Here is a 16,577-nt window from a genome sequence, read left to right on the forward strand (position 1 = left end):
AGTGGTATCAGAAGTCTGGGGATGAGCCGCTGCTGACGAAGATCGATAGGATTCGTGGGCAGCGGCTTTTCTATTCACGATTCTCGAGATTGCTGCTGATTGGCTGTGTAGCGGTTGAGAAGAGGATGCTACCGTTTCAACGAGGCTTTAGCCCGGTCGATATTCCCTCCCACATCCATCGAACGTATCGATAGCTGGTTTTGCTACACTTGATTCGCATGCTAATTGCTTGGCTCCGATAATGGCATCAACGGTCAAGGCCAAAAGGCCAACCGAATAAACGAAAAATATGTCATTGGAGAACGAATCATGAAAACCCGTATCCTTGCCGCCATCGCACTATCCATCGCTCTGCCCGCTGCCGCCCAGGCTAACAGCGCCCAGGTCGACGAGACTTTCGCCAAGCAGCAGCAAGCGTTGAACACACAGCAAACTTCTGAATTCCAGGCGCTGCCGACTCAGTACCGCATCAACCCGGTCAGCGGTGGCCATAGCGATGCGGCTGACCAGGCGCTGACTTATGTCTCAGCCAGCACCATGCGCGCTACCAGCATTTCGGCTGGTGACAGCAGCCTGGTTGGTGAAGGGCAGAGCGTGGCAGCTGCCCAGGCATTGCAGAACGCTGGCCAGCCGTCCGGTCATGGCAATGTCGAAATGACTTTCGCCAGCATTGACTGAGCTGGAAGCAAGATCGCAATAGCAGAACATCTGTCCCGCGTCCTGGTTATCCGGGGCGCCTTCTGGGAGATCTCCCATCGCCTTCAACTTCCCCGGCCACTCCCCTTGGCCGGGTTTTTTTGTGCCTTGTCCGTCCTGTCAGCTGATAGCGACATTGAGCGGCACGCGATGGGGGAGTGCCAGGCGTCCGTCATGATCGGGCAGGCTGATGTCGAGTTGATCGGCCTCGCCACCGCGTCAGCGGATTGAGCCTTACTCCTTTCCCGGGTGGCCGAGAGCATATCGTCGATAACTTCTCAGTGGCGAACTGGCGATTATGTCGTGCTCACTCACTAGGCTCATTCTCAGTTCCGATAGCTGCCAATGCCTATATCGAGCTTCTCCTTAGCGGTTCGGGGACAGGTTGCAGGTGCAGCCGATCACGTCCAGACATTGAGTCTCCTTGTACTTGCTCGGATAACCGCTCGGCATCTCTCTGACGAATGTCTTCGGCGGTATCTTCGATTTCGACTTCGGCATAACCCAATGCCCGCAGGCCTTCCGCGCCCATCAGGTGGGCGGACTCGACCGTCTCGCGGATCTGATAGTCGACACCCGCACGGATCAGCTCTACTGCATGCCCGCGGTCATAGCTTCGTACCAAAAGCTTGGCCTGCGGAAATTCATGTTGCGCCAGCTCTACAATTTGCATTGCTGCCTCTGGGGCGTTGATGCAGATCATGATCGCATCGGCCTCGCTTGCACCGGAGTGACGCAGGGTATCGAGCCGTATGCCATCACCGTAAAAGACCTTGAATCCAAACCGTCCTGCATCGCGGATCCGGTCGGGATCTTTGTCGATGACGGAGAGGTCGATGCCCCTCGACAACAGCGCTTGGGAAGCAATCTGACCGAAGCGGCCAAATCCGATAACGAGTATCCGCCCTTTCAGATTGTGAGCTACATCAACGCCGTCCATCGATGTGTCGGTTCGCAGCACCCGGTCCACTGCAATCATGAGCAGCGGTGTCCATGCCATGGACAGGATCACTACGGTGGTGAATAGTGCATTTTCCCGGGTATCGATCACGTCGCCCGACGTCGCCGCGGCATAGAGCACAAAAGCGAACTCTCCGCCTTGCAAAAACATGGACGTGCGGTGCAGTGCTTGATGGCCGGAAGTGCCGAACAGGCGTGCGACCGTATACACGATGGCACCTTTGGCGACGGTGAATGCAACCAGCATGGACAGAAGTAGTCGCCATTCAGCCGCAACGATCGAAAGATCCAGCGACATGCCGACAGCGAGAAAGAACAACCCCATGAGTAAACCGCGAAATGGCTCGATGTCGCTTTCTATCTGATGACGATAGCTCGAGTTCGACAGCATAACGCCGGCCAGGAAGGCGCCCATCGCCATCGACAGACCCACGGCGGCCATCAGCAGAGCCGCCCCAAGCACCACCAGCAACGCACCTGCGGTAAGTACTTCACGCGTTCGCGCCCGCGCCAGCAGCGCGAAGAAAGCATTCAAGCCCCAGCGCGATACCGCCAGGAGCGTCAGAAGCGCCGCCAATGCCAACACGATCTCCGCCCATCCCACCTGCCCCTGCGAGAGCGGCGACAGAAAGGCGACGACTGCCAGCAGCGGCACGATCATCAAATCCTCGAACAGCAGGATCGCTACCGACTTCTGGCCCTCCGCGCTCGAGATTTCGCCGCGTTCCTGCAACAGCGACATGATGACGGCAGTGGATGAGAGCACGAACCCCGCCCCGGCAACGAAAGCGACGGACGCGGTCAAATCGAAAAATATCATCCCCGTCAAAGCAAGTGCGGCGATTGCCGCAAAGACCTGCACGAGACCTAGGCCGAAAATCTGGCCGCGCATCGCTGATAGCTTGGCAGGCCGCAATTCCAATCCGATCACGAACAGGAACATCACCACGCCGAGCTCCGAGAAATGCAGAATGGACTGGGCATCGGTGAACAACCCGAGCACCGAGGGGCCGACCAGCACGCCCGCTGCAAAATAGCCCAGGACGGATCCCAGCCCGAGTCGCCGAAATAAAGGCACGGCGATTACGGCCGCGCCCATCAACATTATCGCCGGTCCAATTGTCTGACCCAAACTTGCATCGGCCATCGAGTTGCCTCTTGTCGGTGATGGATGCGGATCATCGAGTCTTGATCAGCTGTTACTCCAGTGGACGACTCACTCGCCAACTATTTCGCCTCGGGCCGTGTCTGCGGGGCGCTCTTCTCGGGGGCGAACATCGCGATGTCGCCAAGCGATGCCGTGACCGGCACCTCGTTCTGCAGGACGTCCCAATGTTCGACGAGCTTGCCTCTCGACCCGGAAAAGGTCGACGACGACTTGCGGAACCTACGCCCAGCCATGGATACGGTCGCGGTGGCCAGCGAGGTCATCGTGTTGGCGCCAGCGCAGGAGGAGACTGTCACTCGTTGAACGGATGCGGTAGCGCCCTCGAATGCAAATCTGTGTCGCACGATGGGGAACGATGCATCGAACATCGAGAATCCTCGAAGAGCGTTGAGTGGCTAGGCGCTGTTCAGATTCAAGGCTGGAGCCGGCTCGTCACGGCGCCTTTAGCGTTCCATTTTCAGCAACACGGTTAGGCAGCCTCCAGTACTAGCCTTGACGGATCCCCGGGCGCTAAATTGACGCTTGATGGCAGTGGGTCCGACTTCACTCCTGCCGCACCTGCCGAGGAGAAAGACACGCATGAGCTGGAATCCCGCACTCGAGCCTGGCTGCCCCAACGATGTTGGCATCGACGCGATCGAGACATTGATCATTCCGCGCGCCCGTGACCTGGGCGGCTTCGAAGTTCGACGCGCACTACCGGCACCCAAGCGGCAGATGATCGGGCCGTTCATCTTCTTCGATCAGGCCGGGCCGGCCGAGCTTTTGACCGGCCAAGGCATCGATGTACGCCCACACCCGCACATCGGTCTCGGCACGGTGACCTATCTTTTTCGCGGGGATTTCCATCACCGCGACAGCACCGGGGCCGACCAGGTCATTCAGCCTGGCGAGCTGAACTGGATGGTCGCTGGGCGCGGCGTTACCCACTCCGAGCGCACGACGAGGGCTGCTCGAAATGCCGTCAACAGCCTGTTCGGGATTCAAACCTGGCTGGCACTACCCGAAAGCCACGAGGACATCGCTCCTTCGTTCGAGCACCACGGTAAGGCAACGCTGCCGGTCATTGAAGATGGCGGTACGCGTGTTCGGCTGATCCTCGGTAGCGCTTACGGCAAAACCGCCCCTGCCACGATGTTCTCCGAGACCTTCTACGCTGACGTGATGCTCGAAGCGGGAAGCCTGCTGCCCCTACCGGATGACCACGAGGATAGAGGCATCTACATCGTCGAGGGCTCGATCTCGATCGCCGGCCAGGATTACGCGGCACCTCAAATGATGGTTTTTCGACCCGGCGACCGCATTACCGTCGCCGCCGGTGGACACGGTGCGCGACTGATGATTCTGGGTGGCGCCACGCTCGGCGGCCCTCGTTACATCTGGTGGAACTTCGTCGCGTCTTCTCGCGAGCGCATCGAGGAGGCCAAGGCCGAATGGCGTGCCGAAGACTGGGGCAATGGGCGCTTCGATCTTCCGATCGACGACCGGGAGGAACATATACCGCTGCCGGATTGATTGGCGCCAAACAAGGAATATCACCTGGGTGCGCCCGAATGACCGGGAACGAAATCAACGGCGGCGCGTAGCGGAGATTGACCGGGTGGAGATGCTGGACCGGTCGGCAAGCGGACACACTTTGACTGCTGCTTAGGGTGGCGTACCACATCGGTCATAGGCGTTGTCTCAAAATCGGAGATCGTTGCGCCTGGAGCCAGTCGAGAATCCTGTTCATCGAGCTGGCTCTCGCTTATCAATTATTGTGCTGGCTGAGTCTTAAGGCCGTGGCTGGAAACTCAACTTTCCCTGATATGGGATCGAACGTGAACAACGAACTGCGCTAGATATGCCTGCAGACGGTCTCGTACGTCGGTATCAACGAGATTGCCATCATCATCGAAATTCTGACCCGCACGTGACACTACCAATCGCTCACCGGACCAGAGGTCGACGCCAAGCATTCGCAGCACGGGAAGCCATGCATCCTGTGCCAACAATGTCCCGAAACCACCAGGTGAGGCTCCAATCACCGCGAATGGCTTACCACCAAAAACTCGCGGAATGTCGGTGGAGGGTCGTGAGACCCAATCGATGGCATTCTTGAAAACGCCAGGAATGCCATTGTTATATTCTGGCGTGGCGAGAATCACACCGTCGGCCGCTGCTATCGCACTCTTGAGATCATCGACCGCCGGAGGAATGCCGAATCTGGCTTCTTCGTCAGTGTTGAGAAGCGGGATATCCGCGATGCTTTTCACCTCGAGCTTGGTGTTATCAGGCATCATTTCTGCCGCAGCCCGTAGCAGGCCGAGATTGAAAGAGGCATGCCGTAGGCTTCCTGCCACACCCACAATATGAGTCATCGTTTTCTCACTCGAAAAAGGGAATGATACTAAAGGTATTGTCGTCACTGGACCGGAGCGTTGCCGTGAAGGCGCGGTCTACTTTGGGATAAGCCAGTCATCCCCATTTTAGTGGCCAGCGGCATGCTGGCCATCGCGTTCATGGGTCGAAGTTGAAGCCGATTTTCAATGAGGTGCTAGCGGCTACGGCCCATACCCGGTTTCAGCTCTGGAAGAACGCTAGCAAGTCGGCGTTGATGAGATCTGGATGTGTGGCGAACATCCCGTGCGACAGGCCTGGATAGATCTTCAAGATACCGTTGGGTAACAACTCAATTGCCTTGTGAGCCGATGCATCGACCGGTACCACCTGGTCGTCCTCGCCGTGCATCAGCAGCACCGGCAGAGACACCGTCTTCAGATCGTTGGTGAAGTCGGTTTCCGAGAAAGCGGCAATGCAGTCGAAGTGAGCTTTTGCGCTGCCCATCATGCCCTGGCGCCACCAGTTTTGAATCAAGCCCTCGCTGACCTTGGCGTCCTCGCGGTTGAAGCCATAGAAGGGACCACTGGGCACATCGAGGAAAAACTGCGCGCGGTTGTGCGAGAGCGCCTGCCGGAATCCGTCGAACACCTCCATCGGCAAGCCTTCCGGATATTGTGGCGTCGCCAGCATGATCGGGGGAACGGCACCCATCAGCACGGCTTTGGCGACACGGCCCGGCTCGCTACGGGCGACGTAGCGGATTACCTCCCCGCCGCCTGTCGAATGGCCGACATGAATCGCGTTTTTCAGATCGAGTTCGCGTGCCAGGGCCGCGACATCGGCCGCGTAGGTGTCCATGTCGTTTCCCGTGTCGGTCTGCTCGGAGCGACCATGTCCGCGCCGGTCGAATGCGACGACGCGATAGCCCCGCGAGTGAAAGAACAGCATTTGGCTGTCCCAGTCGTCCGACGATAATGGCCAGCCGTGGTGAAAGACGATGGGCTGGGCCGCTTTCGCTCCCCAGTCCTTGTAAAAGAGGTTGATGCCGTCCTGAGTCGTCATTGTCGCCATCGGGATATTCTCCTGGTCAGCGTGGGTCGGTGTCGTTACTGCGCAGGGGCGGGTGACGGGCCCCGACACGTCGCGTTCGGAGCCCGCCACGCCCTATAAAATCAGCCCGCGGTGGTGGGCACCGGCGTATTGAGCAGTTGCTGTTCCCAAAGATAGGCGATGCCGCTGCCGCTGAAGTGTTGGATGAGAATCTCGGTCAGCTCCTCGACATGCCCGGTGCGAGCCCAGTCGCGCTGCCATTCGCCAGCGAGCGCCATCACGGTCATCGGGTTCACGCCGGCCGCGATCATGCGCTGGACGGCCACCTCGTGAGACTCCTTCGAAATTCCGCCCGACGCGTCGGTGATCACCGTCACGTCCCAGCCTTCGCCGGCGGCCTGGATGGCAGGCATTGCGACGCAGACTTCGGTCCACAGCCCGGCGATGATCAGTTGCTTGCGACCGGTCGCCTTGACCGCTTCCACCACATTCTCGTCCTGCCAAGTGTTCACCCAGGTGCGATCGATGACTTCCTGGTCCGGAAAGACATCGGTGATCTGCTTGAACAGAAGTCCACCGCGCCCCGCGATGACGCTGGTGAGAACGGTCGGCACATCGAAGGCTTTTGCCAACTTCGCCAGTGCAGTCGTGGAATTGACCACAGCTTGCGGATCGTGGCTGTTCAGGTTCGCAAGCTGGTAAGGCTGATGGTCGATCAGAACGAGTACCGAGTCTTCGGGACGGAGGAGCGATTCAAGGCCGTTGCGAAAGGTCATGGCTATTCTCTATGTCTGTCATGATGGTTGGCGTTATCGTGCTGGAGGCTGCGCCGCTCGCGACGCTGCCTGGATGGACATTGCCGCGCCTGAAACGGATTCGGTAGTGATCATCCGTGTCGAGCTGTGTCGCGGAATGGGGAACGTGAATGGATATCGAAGAACTGCAGACCTTCGTGGAAATCGCCGACGCGGGAGGCGTCTCACCCGCCGCACGCCGGCTCGGTGTCTCCAAGTCGATCGTCAGCCGGCGGCTGTCGCGGCTCGAATCGGAGTTGGGCATCCAACTGCTGGCACGAACCACCCGCGGCGCGGCGCTTACCGAAGCCGGAGCCACGTTTCGTGACTATGCAGCGAGAGTCTGCGCCGAGATCGACGTGGCCAGGGAAACGATCCTCCCCGCCGGCGACCTTCGCGGCCGCTTGCGTGTTGCCGCTCCGCTCTCCTTCGGCCCGACGCATTTCTCCCCCGTGCTGGCGGAAATGGCGCGACGTCACCCGCGGCTTCACATCCACACCAGTTACAGCGACCGCTTCGTGGACCTGGTCTCGGAGGGCTACGATTGTGCGATACGGGTGGGCTATCTACAGGACTCGGACCTGGTCGCAAGACGTGTCGGCCCGATCTACGGGAAGCTCGTCGCCAGCCCGAGCTATATCGAGGCGCATGGCGCGCCCGCAACGCCGGACGAACTCGTCGAACACCAGGCCCTCATGCAAGGCACCGAGACCTGGAAACTCCTGGATGGCGACAAGACCATCACGGTTCGCCCGCAGGGCAGCTTCAAGGCCGACAACGGTCTGGCCCTGGTCGCCGCGGCTGTCGCCGGGCTCGGGATCGGCTACCTGCCTGATTGCCTCACCCATGAGCACGTGGCCGCCGGCGCGCTGGTACCGGTAATGACGGACCATCCGCCCCCGCCGGCAGGAGCCTACGTCGTCCGGCCGCCAGGCCAGTATCCCTCCCGCAAGATCCGCGCCCTCACCGAACTGCTGATCGAGAGCTTCGAACAGACCCCGCAGCGCTGGGGCTTGGGTATCGACGCATGATCGATTCGATACCTCGTCCCGGCCAGGCCTTGGCCGGCATGGCCGTGGACGCGGCTCGACCCGTCGTGGTCATGGTCGATCACTTCGACCTTGTCCTGCTCACGTCGCAAGGGCTCCATGGGCGATCGGTCGACGGGAGCTGCGTCGTTACAAGTTGATCGGCCCGGTGCTGCCCTCGACGCCGCCCTTGTCCCAGTGTTTCAGCAGCGTTTCGACGAAGCGTTCCGCGGCCGGGGAGAGCGCGCTGTCCCGGCGTCGCACCATGCCCAGTGTCCGTTTCACCAGCGGCTCGACCAGGGGGCGCTGGACCAGCAGCGGGTGCTCCTGGTCGGGCATCGACAAGCGGGGGACCGCCGCCACGCCCAGTCCGGCCTCGACCATGCCGAGCGAGGTCGACAGGTGCTGGACCTCGTAGAACCAGGTCGGTCGCTGGGTCAGCGACGAGAGTTCATGGTCCAGCAGCATCCGGTTGCCGCTCATCTTTCCCACCCCGATCAGCTTGTGCGTGCTGAGCTCGCTCCAGGTGACGCTGTCATGCGCCGCCAGCGGATGGTCGTGCCGGCACACCAGCACGAACGGCTCGACGACCAGGGGGGTAAAGACGATATCGGGGTGATGCCCGCTGAGCATGTTGATGCCGAATTCCGCCTCGCCGCTGAGCACGGCACCGAGTCCGTCGTTCGCGCTCAGGTCGAGAAGGCGAATTCGGATATTGGGATAGCGGGCGTTGTACTCCCGAATGACCGCCGGCAGGAAATAGAACGCGGCGGTGGGAATGCAGGCCAGCGTGATCTGGCCGATCCGGTTCTCGGCCAGGGCGCGAATGTTGAACAGCGCATGGTCGAACTCATCCACCAGTCGTTTGGCCTGGGGGAAGAAGTCCCGCCCCACGGTGGTGAGCGACACGCTGCGAGTCGTGCGCGCCAATAGCGGCGTACCCAGGATGGATTCCAGCTTCTTGATGCGCCGGCTCAGGGCGGGCTGGGAGAGATTGAGCGACTGCGCCGCCGCCTGGAAGCTCTCCAGTTCCGCGACCTTGAGGAACGCCTGGATCTGCTGCAGCTCATAGTTCATGACTTAAAACCCATGGTTCATGGCTCAAAACTTATAGTTCATTGGTCTAATGCCACCTCGGCAGACGCCTCTGTAAATTGCAGCGCCTGAGTCATTTTTCTCATCAATATCAATTGGTTGTATTTGTCCTGCCTATTGATGTGTCTGGTGCATCAATGCCCACGATAATTGCATTGGATCGCTTGATACAAGCGTGCGAGTTTGCCCTCCACCAGTGGCCGCGGGTCGGCCGAAACGTGGAAGGAACGATCTATGCAAGCCATTCCCTGCGTGCTGATGCGCGGTGGTACATCGAAGGGCCCGGTATTTCTGGGTAGCGATCTGCCCCGGGATCCTGCCCGGCGCGACGAGATGCTGCTGGCGCTGATGGGGTCGGGCAACGAGCTGGAGGTGGACGGCATCGGCGGCGGTTATCCGCAGACCAGCAAGGTCGCCATCGTGTCGCCCTCGTCGGAGCCCGGCATCGATGTGGATTACCTGTTCGTCCAGGTCATGGTCGAACAGCGGCGCGTGGATACCTCCCCCAACTGCGGCAACATGCTGAGCGCGGTCGGCCCCTTCGCCATCGAGCAGGGGCTGGTGGCGGCCCAGGGCGATGTCACGCGGGTCACGATCCGCAACGTCAACACCCAGAGCGTCATCGACGCCGATATCCAGACGCCGGACGGACGGGTCACTTACGTCGGCGAGACGCATATCGATGGTGTCCCCGGCACGGCCGCGCCGGTGTTGCTGGAGTTTCGCAACGCCGTGGGAGCGAAGACCGGCGAGCTCTATCCCACCGGCCATCCACGGGACGTCATCGACGGCCTCGAGGTGACCTGTCTCGACGCCGCCATGCCCATGGTACTCATCCGGGCGGCGGATCTCGGCAAGCGGGGTGACGAATCGCCGGCCGAGCTCGACGGGGATCGCGAGCTGATGGCCAGGCTGGAGTCGATCCGGCGACAGGCCGGGACCGCCATGGGGCTGGGCGATGTCGCCGACAAGGTGATCCCGAAACCCGTCCTGATCAGCGCGCCGCAAGCGGGCGGTACTCTGCAGGTGCGTTATTTCATGCCGCACCGGTGTCATCGCGCGCTTGCCATCACCGGTGCGGTGGGGCTTGCCGTGGCATGCGCCGATGCACGCGGGATCACCGAGGGTCTCGCCAGCTTGCCGGACGACAGCGGACTGATGGAGTTCGAGCATCCGAGCGGGCGGTTGGGCGTCGTCAGCCATTGGCCCGCGGGGCAGCAGTGGCCGCGCTGCTCGCTGGTGCGTACCGCTCGTCGGCTGTTCAGCGGTTCGGTATTCGTCCCGGAAACGCTGGAGCTGGATGCCGCCGGCTGAGGACGTCGGACACGCCATCCAACATAAAACCAAGAGAAGGAGAGGATATGCACGCCAAGCCGAAACTCTCGCGAATGCCTTGCCGGCGCTGGTGGATCGCCTTTGCGCTGGCGCTGTTACCGCTATTCGCCGAAGCCGACGACGTCCAGCCCACGCCCGACACGCTGACCTGGACGGTGCCGTTCGGGGTCGGCGGGGGCACCGATGTCTGGGCGCGCTTCATGTCGCACTGGATGGCGCAGTCGCTGCCCTCGCATCCCGCCATCGTCATCGACAACGTGCCCGGGGGCGGTTCGATCACCGGTACCAATCTCTTCTATACCCGCGCTCAGCCCAATGGCGAGGAGATGCTGGTCACTTCGGCCTCCACCCAGTTCCCGGCCATGCTGCAGGATCCGCGGGTCCGCTTTGATTACGATGAATGGACGCCGATCATTGCCGCGCCCACCGGCGGTGTGGTCTACGTCCAGCCACGTTTCGGCAAGGAGACCGGCGAGATCCTCGACAATCTGCGCGAGGAGCCGACGAAGTTCGCGATGCAGACGCCGACCGGGCTCGAGATGCCGGTGATGCTGGCATTCGACATGCTGGGCCTGGCGGTCGAGCCGGTCTTCGGCATGCGCAGTCGTGGCGAGGGGCGCCTGGCATTCGAGCGCGGAGAGGCCGGGGTCGATTTCCAGACCACCTCTGCCTACTTCAGCAGCGTCACGCCGCTGGTCGAATCCGGACAGGCCGTGCCGCTCTTTTCGCTGGGCGTGATGAACGAAGAGGGCGTGATCGTGCGTGACCCCGCCTTCCCCGATCTGCCCACGTTCTCGGAACTCTACCTGGCCCAGCCCGGCGCCAGCCGAGACGATGTCGCCTACGAGGTCTTCCACAAGTTCTTCGCCTCCGGCTACGCCCTGCAGAAGCTGCTGCTGGTGCCCAAGCAGGTCGACGCCAAGCTGCTGGCGCGCTATCGCGCCGGTGCCAAGGCGCTGACGACGAACGCGGACTTTCTGGCCGCCGCGCGTCGGCAGGTCGGGCCATACGAGCCGGTCGTGGGAGAGGTCGCCGCCAGGCAGCTGGCGTCCGCGATGGAACTCAGCGATGCCCGTCGTCAATGGGTCGTCGACTGGCTCAAGGATCGTTACGGCGTGCGGGTCGTGACGCGTTAACTGATTCGTCGTCGCCGAGACGGTATGAGGAGACAACACAATGATAGATGCCTTGGTCGCGAGTTTAGGCGAGGTATTCCGTGCCTCGCATCTGGTCTACATGGGCCTGGGGGTGATGATCGGTCTGCTGGTCGGCATCATTCCCGGGCTGGGGGGTATCGCCGGCATGGCGCTGCTGTTGCCGTTTCTCTACGGCATGGAGCCGGGGTTGGCGCTGGGCATGCTGATGGGCATGGTCGCAGTGATCCCCACGGGAGACACGTTCACGTCGGTACTCATGGGGATCCCTGGTTCGAGCGCCTCCCAGGCTACCGTGATGGATGGCTTCCCGCTGGCCAAGAAGGGCCAGGCGGCGCGGGCGCTGGCCAGCGCCTTCCTGTCATCGCTGTGTGGCGGTGTCATCGGCGCCATCGTGCTGACTGGGTTCATCCTGGTCGCGCGGCCGCTAGTGCTGGCGTTCTCGTCGGCGGAGCTGTTCGTGTTGACGCTGCTGGGGCTGGCCATGGTCGCGGTGCTCTCCGGCGACAGCTTGTTCAAGGGCATGGCCGCCTGCGGCCTGGGGTTGCTGGCCGGGGCAATCGGGACGGCGCCAGCGACCGGAGAGTTTCGCCTGAATCTGGGCGTCGAGTATCTGTTCGACGGCATTCCCCTGATCGTCGTGGGGCTGGCGATCTTCGCGTTGCCGGAGATCGTCGATCTGCTCATCCGGCGCGGCAGCATCGCGCGGGAGCAGACCTCGCTGGGACACGGATGGCGTCAGGGCATTCGAGATGTCGTCGACAATCGCGGTCTGGTCGCCAAGTGCGCCGGCATGGGGAGTCTTATCGGCACCATCCCCGGGCTTGCCGGCTCGGTCGTCGACTGGCTCACCTATGCGTTCGCGTCGAAGACGGCCAAGGGCGAGAAGCATTTTGGCCAGGGTGACATTCGCGGCGTCATCGCGCCGGAGTCGGCCAACAACGCCTGTGCCTGCGGGGCCATGGTGCCGACGCTGCTGTTCGGTGTGCCGGGGTCGGGCACGGCGGCAATTTTTCTGGGCGGACTGCTGCTGCTGGGACTCGAGCCCGGGGTGAGCATGATTACCACTCACCTGGATCTCACCTACACCATCATCTGGTCGCTGGCACTGGCTAATATCCTCGGTGCCGCGCTATGCCTGATGCTGGCGCGTCCGGTTTCCCAGCTCACGCGTATTCCCTTCGTGCTACTCGCGCCGGTGATCACCACGCTGATTCTGTTCGCCGCCTTTCAGGCCACCCGTTCGCTGGGAGACTGGTACACCCTGGTCGCCGTCGGCGCGATCGGACTGCTGTTCAAGCAGGCCGGTTGGTCTCGTCCTGCTTTCCTGATCGGTTTCGTGCTCGCACCGGGCGCCGAGACGTACTTCTATCAGAGCGTGCAATTCCATGGCATGGCGGCGTTTCTTCGCCCCGGCGTGATCATCATTCTGGGATTGATCGCGCTGGCGTTTTCCCTCCCGCTGATCAAGCGGTTGTTCCAGCGACGGCAGCAGCCGCTGGCGGTGGGTGCCGATGTCAACCGCCAGACAGCCGACACGCCGGTGCCGACCTTCGGCAAGATCGATCTGGTGCTGGTCGTGGGCATGCTCGCGCTGGCGGCCGCCGCCTGGTACGACGTCAGCGGCATGTCGATGATCGGCGGCATCTTTCCGATGCTGGCCATCGCGATCATGGCTATCGGCGCGTTGTTAGCCGGTGCCCAGGCCTGGAAGGGACAGGCGACCTGGGTCAGCCAGCCCATCGGCCAGCCACTGACCTGGCTCGGCGGACTGCTGGCCCTGGTCGTCGTGGCATCGCTACTCGGTTTTATCAGCACCGCGTTCCTCATGACGCTGGGCTTCATCCGATTCGTCGCCAAGGCACGCTGGTCGGCGGCGCTACTGATCGCCATCGGTATCGGGGTCTTCCTGCTTGGTATGCAGGCGCTGCTGAACCTGCACTATCCCATGGGCTGGCTGGACGCGATGTTGTTCTAGCTTCCGCTCGTGTGGGCCCGGAGGAAGAACGCTAAAGCGAGGACGGCACCGGTGACACCGGTGCCGTTTTTCATGCTCGGATTAAGGTAATTATGCCCGGGAGGTATAACCGCAGACGCCAAGTCGATGTTTATATTTCAAATCAATATAACGTTAGAGCTTTTTGGCGTTACTCTATGGGTATGCTTTCCCAAGGAGTCGTCATGAATACTTTTGCTCTCTCCCGAGGCGACAGAGATAAAGACCGACCCGACGTCGCCGGTTTTTTCGATCCTCGCACCTTCAGCATTCAGTACATCGTCAGCGACCCCGCCACGCGCCATTGCGCGATCATCGATCCAGTGCTCGATTACGACGAGAAGTCCGGCGCAACCGCGACCCATCATGCCGATGAGCTGCTGGCCTACATCGAGCGCGAAGAGCTCGTGGTCGATTGGGTTCTGGATACCCATCCGCACGCGGATCACTTTTCCGCAGCGCGCTATCTGCATGACAAGACCGGCGCACCCACTGCCACCGGACAGCCGGTCACCCAGGTTCAGGCGCTGTGGAAGGCGATCTACAACTGGCCGGCCCTGAAGGACGACGGCAGCCAGTGGGATCACCTGTTCGACGAAGGGGACGCCTTCAAGCTGGGCGAGATCGATTGCCGCGTGATGCACTCGCCGGGTCATACGCTGGCCTCGATCACCTACGTGATCGGCGACGCCGCCTTCGTTCACGACACCCTGTTCCAGCCCGATTTCGGCACCGCCCGTGCCGACTTCCCCGGGGGAAGCGCTCACCAGCTGTGGCACTCGATTCAGGCGATCCTCAAGCTGCCCGACGAGACGCGACTGTTCACCGGCCACGACTACATGCCCGACGGCCGCGAGCCAACATGGGAAAGCACCGTGCGCGAGCAGCGCGAGACCAACAAGCACCGGCTTGGCGAGAGCAGCGAAGTCGAGTACGTCGAGTTGCGCAACCGCCGCGATAGCGAGCTGCCGATGCCGAAGCTGATCCTGCACGCGCTGCAGGTCAACATTCTCGGCGGCCGCCTCCCCGAGCCGGAGAACAACGGCAAGCGCTATCTGAAACTGCCGCTCGATGCCCTGAAAGGTGCGGCGTGGGAGTGAGATGAGCCTCAGAGCATGGCACGACGCGGATAACGAGGCCGACGAATCATGAATCAGCAGCACAGAGCCGGACTGGCACGCTGGCTTCCGATCTTCGATTGGGGGCGGCGCTACAACGGCGAGTGGCTGGGCGAGGATCTGCTGGCGGCCATCATCGTGGCGCTGATGCTGATCCCGCAGGCGCTGGCCTACGCCATGCTGGCGGGACTCCCGCCAGTGGTGGGGCTGTACGCGAGCCTCGTGCCTCTGGTCGTCTATACCCTGCTGGGGAGTAGCTCGACGCTCTCGGTCGGCCCGATGGCGGTGGTGTCGTTGATGACGGCATCGGCGCTTTCACAGGTCGCCGAATCGGGCTCGCCGGATTACATCGCCGCGGCTCTGGTGCTGGCGCTGCTCTCCGGGACCATTTTGCTGGTCATGGGGCTCTGTCGGCTGGGCTTTCTGGTCAACTTCCTGAGCCATCCGGTAATGACTGGCTTCGTCAGTGCTTCGGGCGTGCTGATCGCGGCGAGCCAGCTCAAACAACTTCTCGGTGTCGAGCTTTCCGGTTCGACGCTGCCGGCCCTGTTGTCCCATTTACCTTCGGCGCTGGGCGATGTCAGTCTGCCGACCGTCATCATCGGGCTGGGGTCGCTCCTGCTGCTGTGGCTGATACGGCGGTGGGGCAAGTCCGCGCTGGAACGCTGCCACATACCGGCCGGGACGGCGGGCATGCTGGTCAAACTGGCGCCGATTGCCACCATCGTGCTGGCGGCGTTGGTTGCCAGCGCGGCGGGATGGTTGGGCCGCGACGTTGCCGTCATCGGCGAGATTCCCGCCGGGCTACCACCGTTGACCTTGCCCGACTGGGAACCGGGGCTGTGGCGGTCGCTGATCGGCTCGGCGGTGCTGATCAGCATCGTCGGCTACGTGGAATCGGTCTCGGTGGCGCAGGCGCTGGCGGTGCGCCGCGGCGAGCGCGTCGACCCGGACCAGGAACTGATCGGGCTGGGCGGGGCCAACCTGGCGGCTTCGTTCACCGGCGGCATGCCGATCACCGGCGGCTTTTCCCGCTCCGTGGTCAATTTCGATGCCGGCGCCCGCACCCCGGCCTCCAGCGCATTCACCGCCATGGGCGTCGCGCTGGCCATGCTGTTTCTGTCGCCCTGGCTGCGGGAACTGCCGATGGCGACGCTGGCGGCGACCATCGTCATTGCCGCCATCTCGCTGATCGATCTGTCGGCGTTCAGGCGCGTCTGGCGCTATGCCCGCGGCGAGGGCATCGCCATGTCGGTGACCGCGCTGGCGACGCTGATGCTGGGCGTTGACGTAGGCATCCTGGTCGGCGTTGCCATGTCGCTGGCGTTGCATCTCTATCGCACGAGTCGGCCTCACAGTGCGGAAGTCGGCCGCATTCCCGGCACCGAGCATTTTCGCAATGTCCGCCGTCACGCCGTGGAAACCGATGCCGGGGTCGCCATTCTGCGCGTCGACGAGAGTCTCTATTTCGCCAACGTTCGCCATCTGGAGGACCTGGTCACGGCGGTGGTCAATCGCAATCCCCCGCCTCGGGATCTGGTGCTGGCCTGCCAGGCGATCAACGTTATCGACGCGACGGCGCTGGAGAGCCTCGAGGCGCTCAACCGGCGCCTTCGGGATCGGCATATCCGGCTGCATCTCGCTGAAGTGAAAGGACCGGTGATGGATCGGCTGCGACGTACCGAACTGCTCGAGACGCTAAATGGTCGCGTCTTCCTGAGCACTTTCGATGCGTGGTGCGAGCTGCATGGCCGCGGCTCGGCACCGCTGAGCCATCCCTGTATCGAATCACCGATACCCGGTCATTCGGTGACTGCCGGTTGATGACGATGGTGGTGGAGATAATGGCAAGAGGAACGAG

14 protein-coding genes are annotated in these 16,577 nt (G+C 62.0%); 8 read left to right on the forward strand and 6 right to left on the reverse strand.

Features of this window, described 5'->3' with window-relative positions; all coding sequences use genetic code 11:
• Positions 1 to 309: 309 nt before the first annotated feature.
• The gene (locus tag F0A16_RS04060; protein WP_149434129.1) at positions 310 to 678 is read left to right on the forward strand and encodes a hypothetical protein; all 369 of its coding nucleotides are present in this window, start codon (positions 310 to 312) and stop codon (positions 676 to 678) included.
• 367 nt (positions 679 to 1,045) lie between these two features.
• Here the strand turns inward: F0A16_RS04060 and F0A16_RS04065 are convergent, their stop codons facing one another.
• Positions 1,046 to 2,803, reverse strand: a complete 1,758-nt coding sequence (locus F0A16_RS04065; RefSeq protein ID WP_149434130.1) for a monovalent cation:proton antiporter-2 (CPA2) family protein — start codon at positions 2,801 to 2,803, stop codon at positions 1,046 to 1,048.
• 80 nt (positions 2,804 to 2,883) lie between these two features.
• Positions 2,884 to 3,087, reverse strand: a complete 204-nt coding sequence (locus tag F0A16_RS04070; protein ID WP_149434131.1) for a hypothetical protein — start codon at positions 3,085 to 3,087, stop codon at positions 2,884 to 2,886.
• Between the two features lie 316 nt (positions 3,088 to 3,403).
• Here F0A16_RS04070 and F0A16_RS04075 point away from each other — a divergent pair, with 316 nt between their 5' ends.
• A complete protein-coding gene (locus F0A16_RS04075; protein ID WP_149434132.1) occupies positions 3,404 to 4,339 on the forward strand; it encodes a pirin family protein in 936 nt (311 codons plus the stop codon).
• A gap of 278 nt (positions 4,340 to 4,617) precedes the next feature.
• On the opposite strand, the gene F0A16_RS04080 is transcribed toward F0A16_RS04075, so the two are convergent.
• The 3 genes from F0A16_RS04080 to F0A16_RS04090 form a co-directional block, all read right to left on the reverse strand.
• Complete coding sequence (locus F0A16_RS04080) at positions 4,618 to 5,184, reverse strand: NADPH-dependent FMN reductase (RefSeq protein ID WP_149434133.1); 567 nt, start codon at positions 5,182 to 5,184, stop codon at positions 4,618 to 4,620.
• Positions 5,185 to 5,386: 202 nt separating this feature from the next.
• Entirely contained in the window at positions 5,387 to 6,217 is an 831-nt protein-coding gene (locus tag F0A16_RS04085; protein ID WP_149434134.1) for an alpha/beta fold hydrolase, read from the reverse strand.
• A gap of 101 nt (positions 6,218 to 6,318) precedes the next feature.
• Positions 6,319 to 6,972: a hydrolase gene (locus tag F0A16_RS04090; protein WP_149434135.1), complete on the reverse strand. Its 654-nt coding sequence runs from the start codon at positions 6,970 to 6,972 to the stop codon at positions 6,319 to 6,321.
• A gap of 149 nt (positions 6,973 to 7,121) precedes the next feature.
• Between F0A16_RS04090 and F0A16_RS04095 the strand changes: the two genes are divergently transcribed.
• A complete protein-coding gene (locus F0A16_RS04095; RefSeq protein ID WP_149434136.1) occupies positions 7,122 to 8,021 on the forward strand; it encodes a LysR family transcriptional regulator in 900 nt (299 codons plus the stop codon).
• Positions 8,022 to 8,168: 147 nt separating this feature from the next.
• On the opposite strand, the gene F0A16_RS04100 is transcribed toward F0A16_RS04095, so the two are convergent.
• A complete protein-coding gene (locus F0A16_RS04100) occupies positions 8,169 to 9,095 on the reverse strand; it encodes a LysR family transcriptional regulator (RefSeq protein ID WP_149434137.1) in 927 nt (308 codons plus the stop codon).
• 252 nt (positions 9,096 to 9,347) lie between these two features.
• Here F0A16_RS04100 and F0A16_RS04105 point away from each other — a divergent pair, with 252 nt between their 5' ends.
• The 5 genes from F0A16_RS04105 (at position 9,348) to F0A16_RS04125 (ending at position 16,540) form a co-directional block, all read left to right on the forward strand.
• Positions 9,348 to 10,427 carry a 4-oxalomesaconate tautomerase gene (locus F0A16_RS04105; RefSeq protein WP_149434138.1) on the forward strand — a complete coding sequence of 360 codons (1,080 nt, stop codon included), beginning with the start codon at positions 9,348 to 9,350 and terminating at the stop codon, positions 10,425 to 10,427.
• A 47-nt stretch (positions 10,428 to 10,474) separates the two neighbouring features.
• The gene (locus F0A16_RS04110) at positions 10,475 to 11,584 is read left to right on the forward strand and encodes a type 2 periplasmic-binding domain-containing protein (protein ID WP_239023705.1); all 1,110 of its coding nucleotides are present in this window, start codon (positions 10,475 to 10,477) and stop codon (positions 11,582 to 11,584) included.
• A 40-nt stretch (positions 11,585 to 11,624) separates the two neighbouring features.
• Positions 11,625 to 13,580, forward strand: coding sequence for a tripartite tricarboxylate transporter permease (locus F0A16_RS04115; protein WP_149434139.1), 1,956 nt, complete (start codon positions 11,625 to 11,627; stop codon positions 13,578 to 13,580).
• Between the two features lie 203 nt (positions 13,581 to 13,783).
• Complete coding sequence (locus F0A16_RS04120) at positions 13,784 to 14,698, forward strand: MBL fold metallo-hydrolase (RefSeq protein WP_149434140.1); 915 nt, start codon at positions 13,784 to 13,786, stop codon at positions 14,696 to 14,698.
• A gap of 48 nt (positions 14,699 to 14,746) precedes the next feature.
• Positions 14,747 to 16,540, forward strand: coding sequence for a SulP family inorganic anion transporter (locus F0A16_RS04125; RefSeq protein WP_149434141.1), 1,794 nt, complete (start codon positions 14,747 to 14,749; stop codon positions 16,538 to 16,540).
• The last annotated feature ends 37 nt before the right edge of the window (positions 16,541 to 16,577 follow it).

The sequence above is a fragment of the Salinicola corii genome (assembly GCF_008298015.1).
GTDB classification, from domain to species: Bacteria; Pseudomonadota; Gammaproteobacteria; order Pseudomonadales; family Halomonadaceae; genus Salinicola; species Salinicola corii.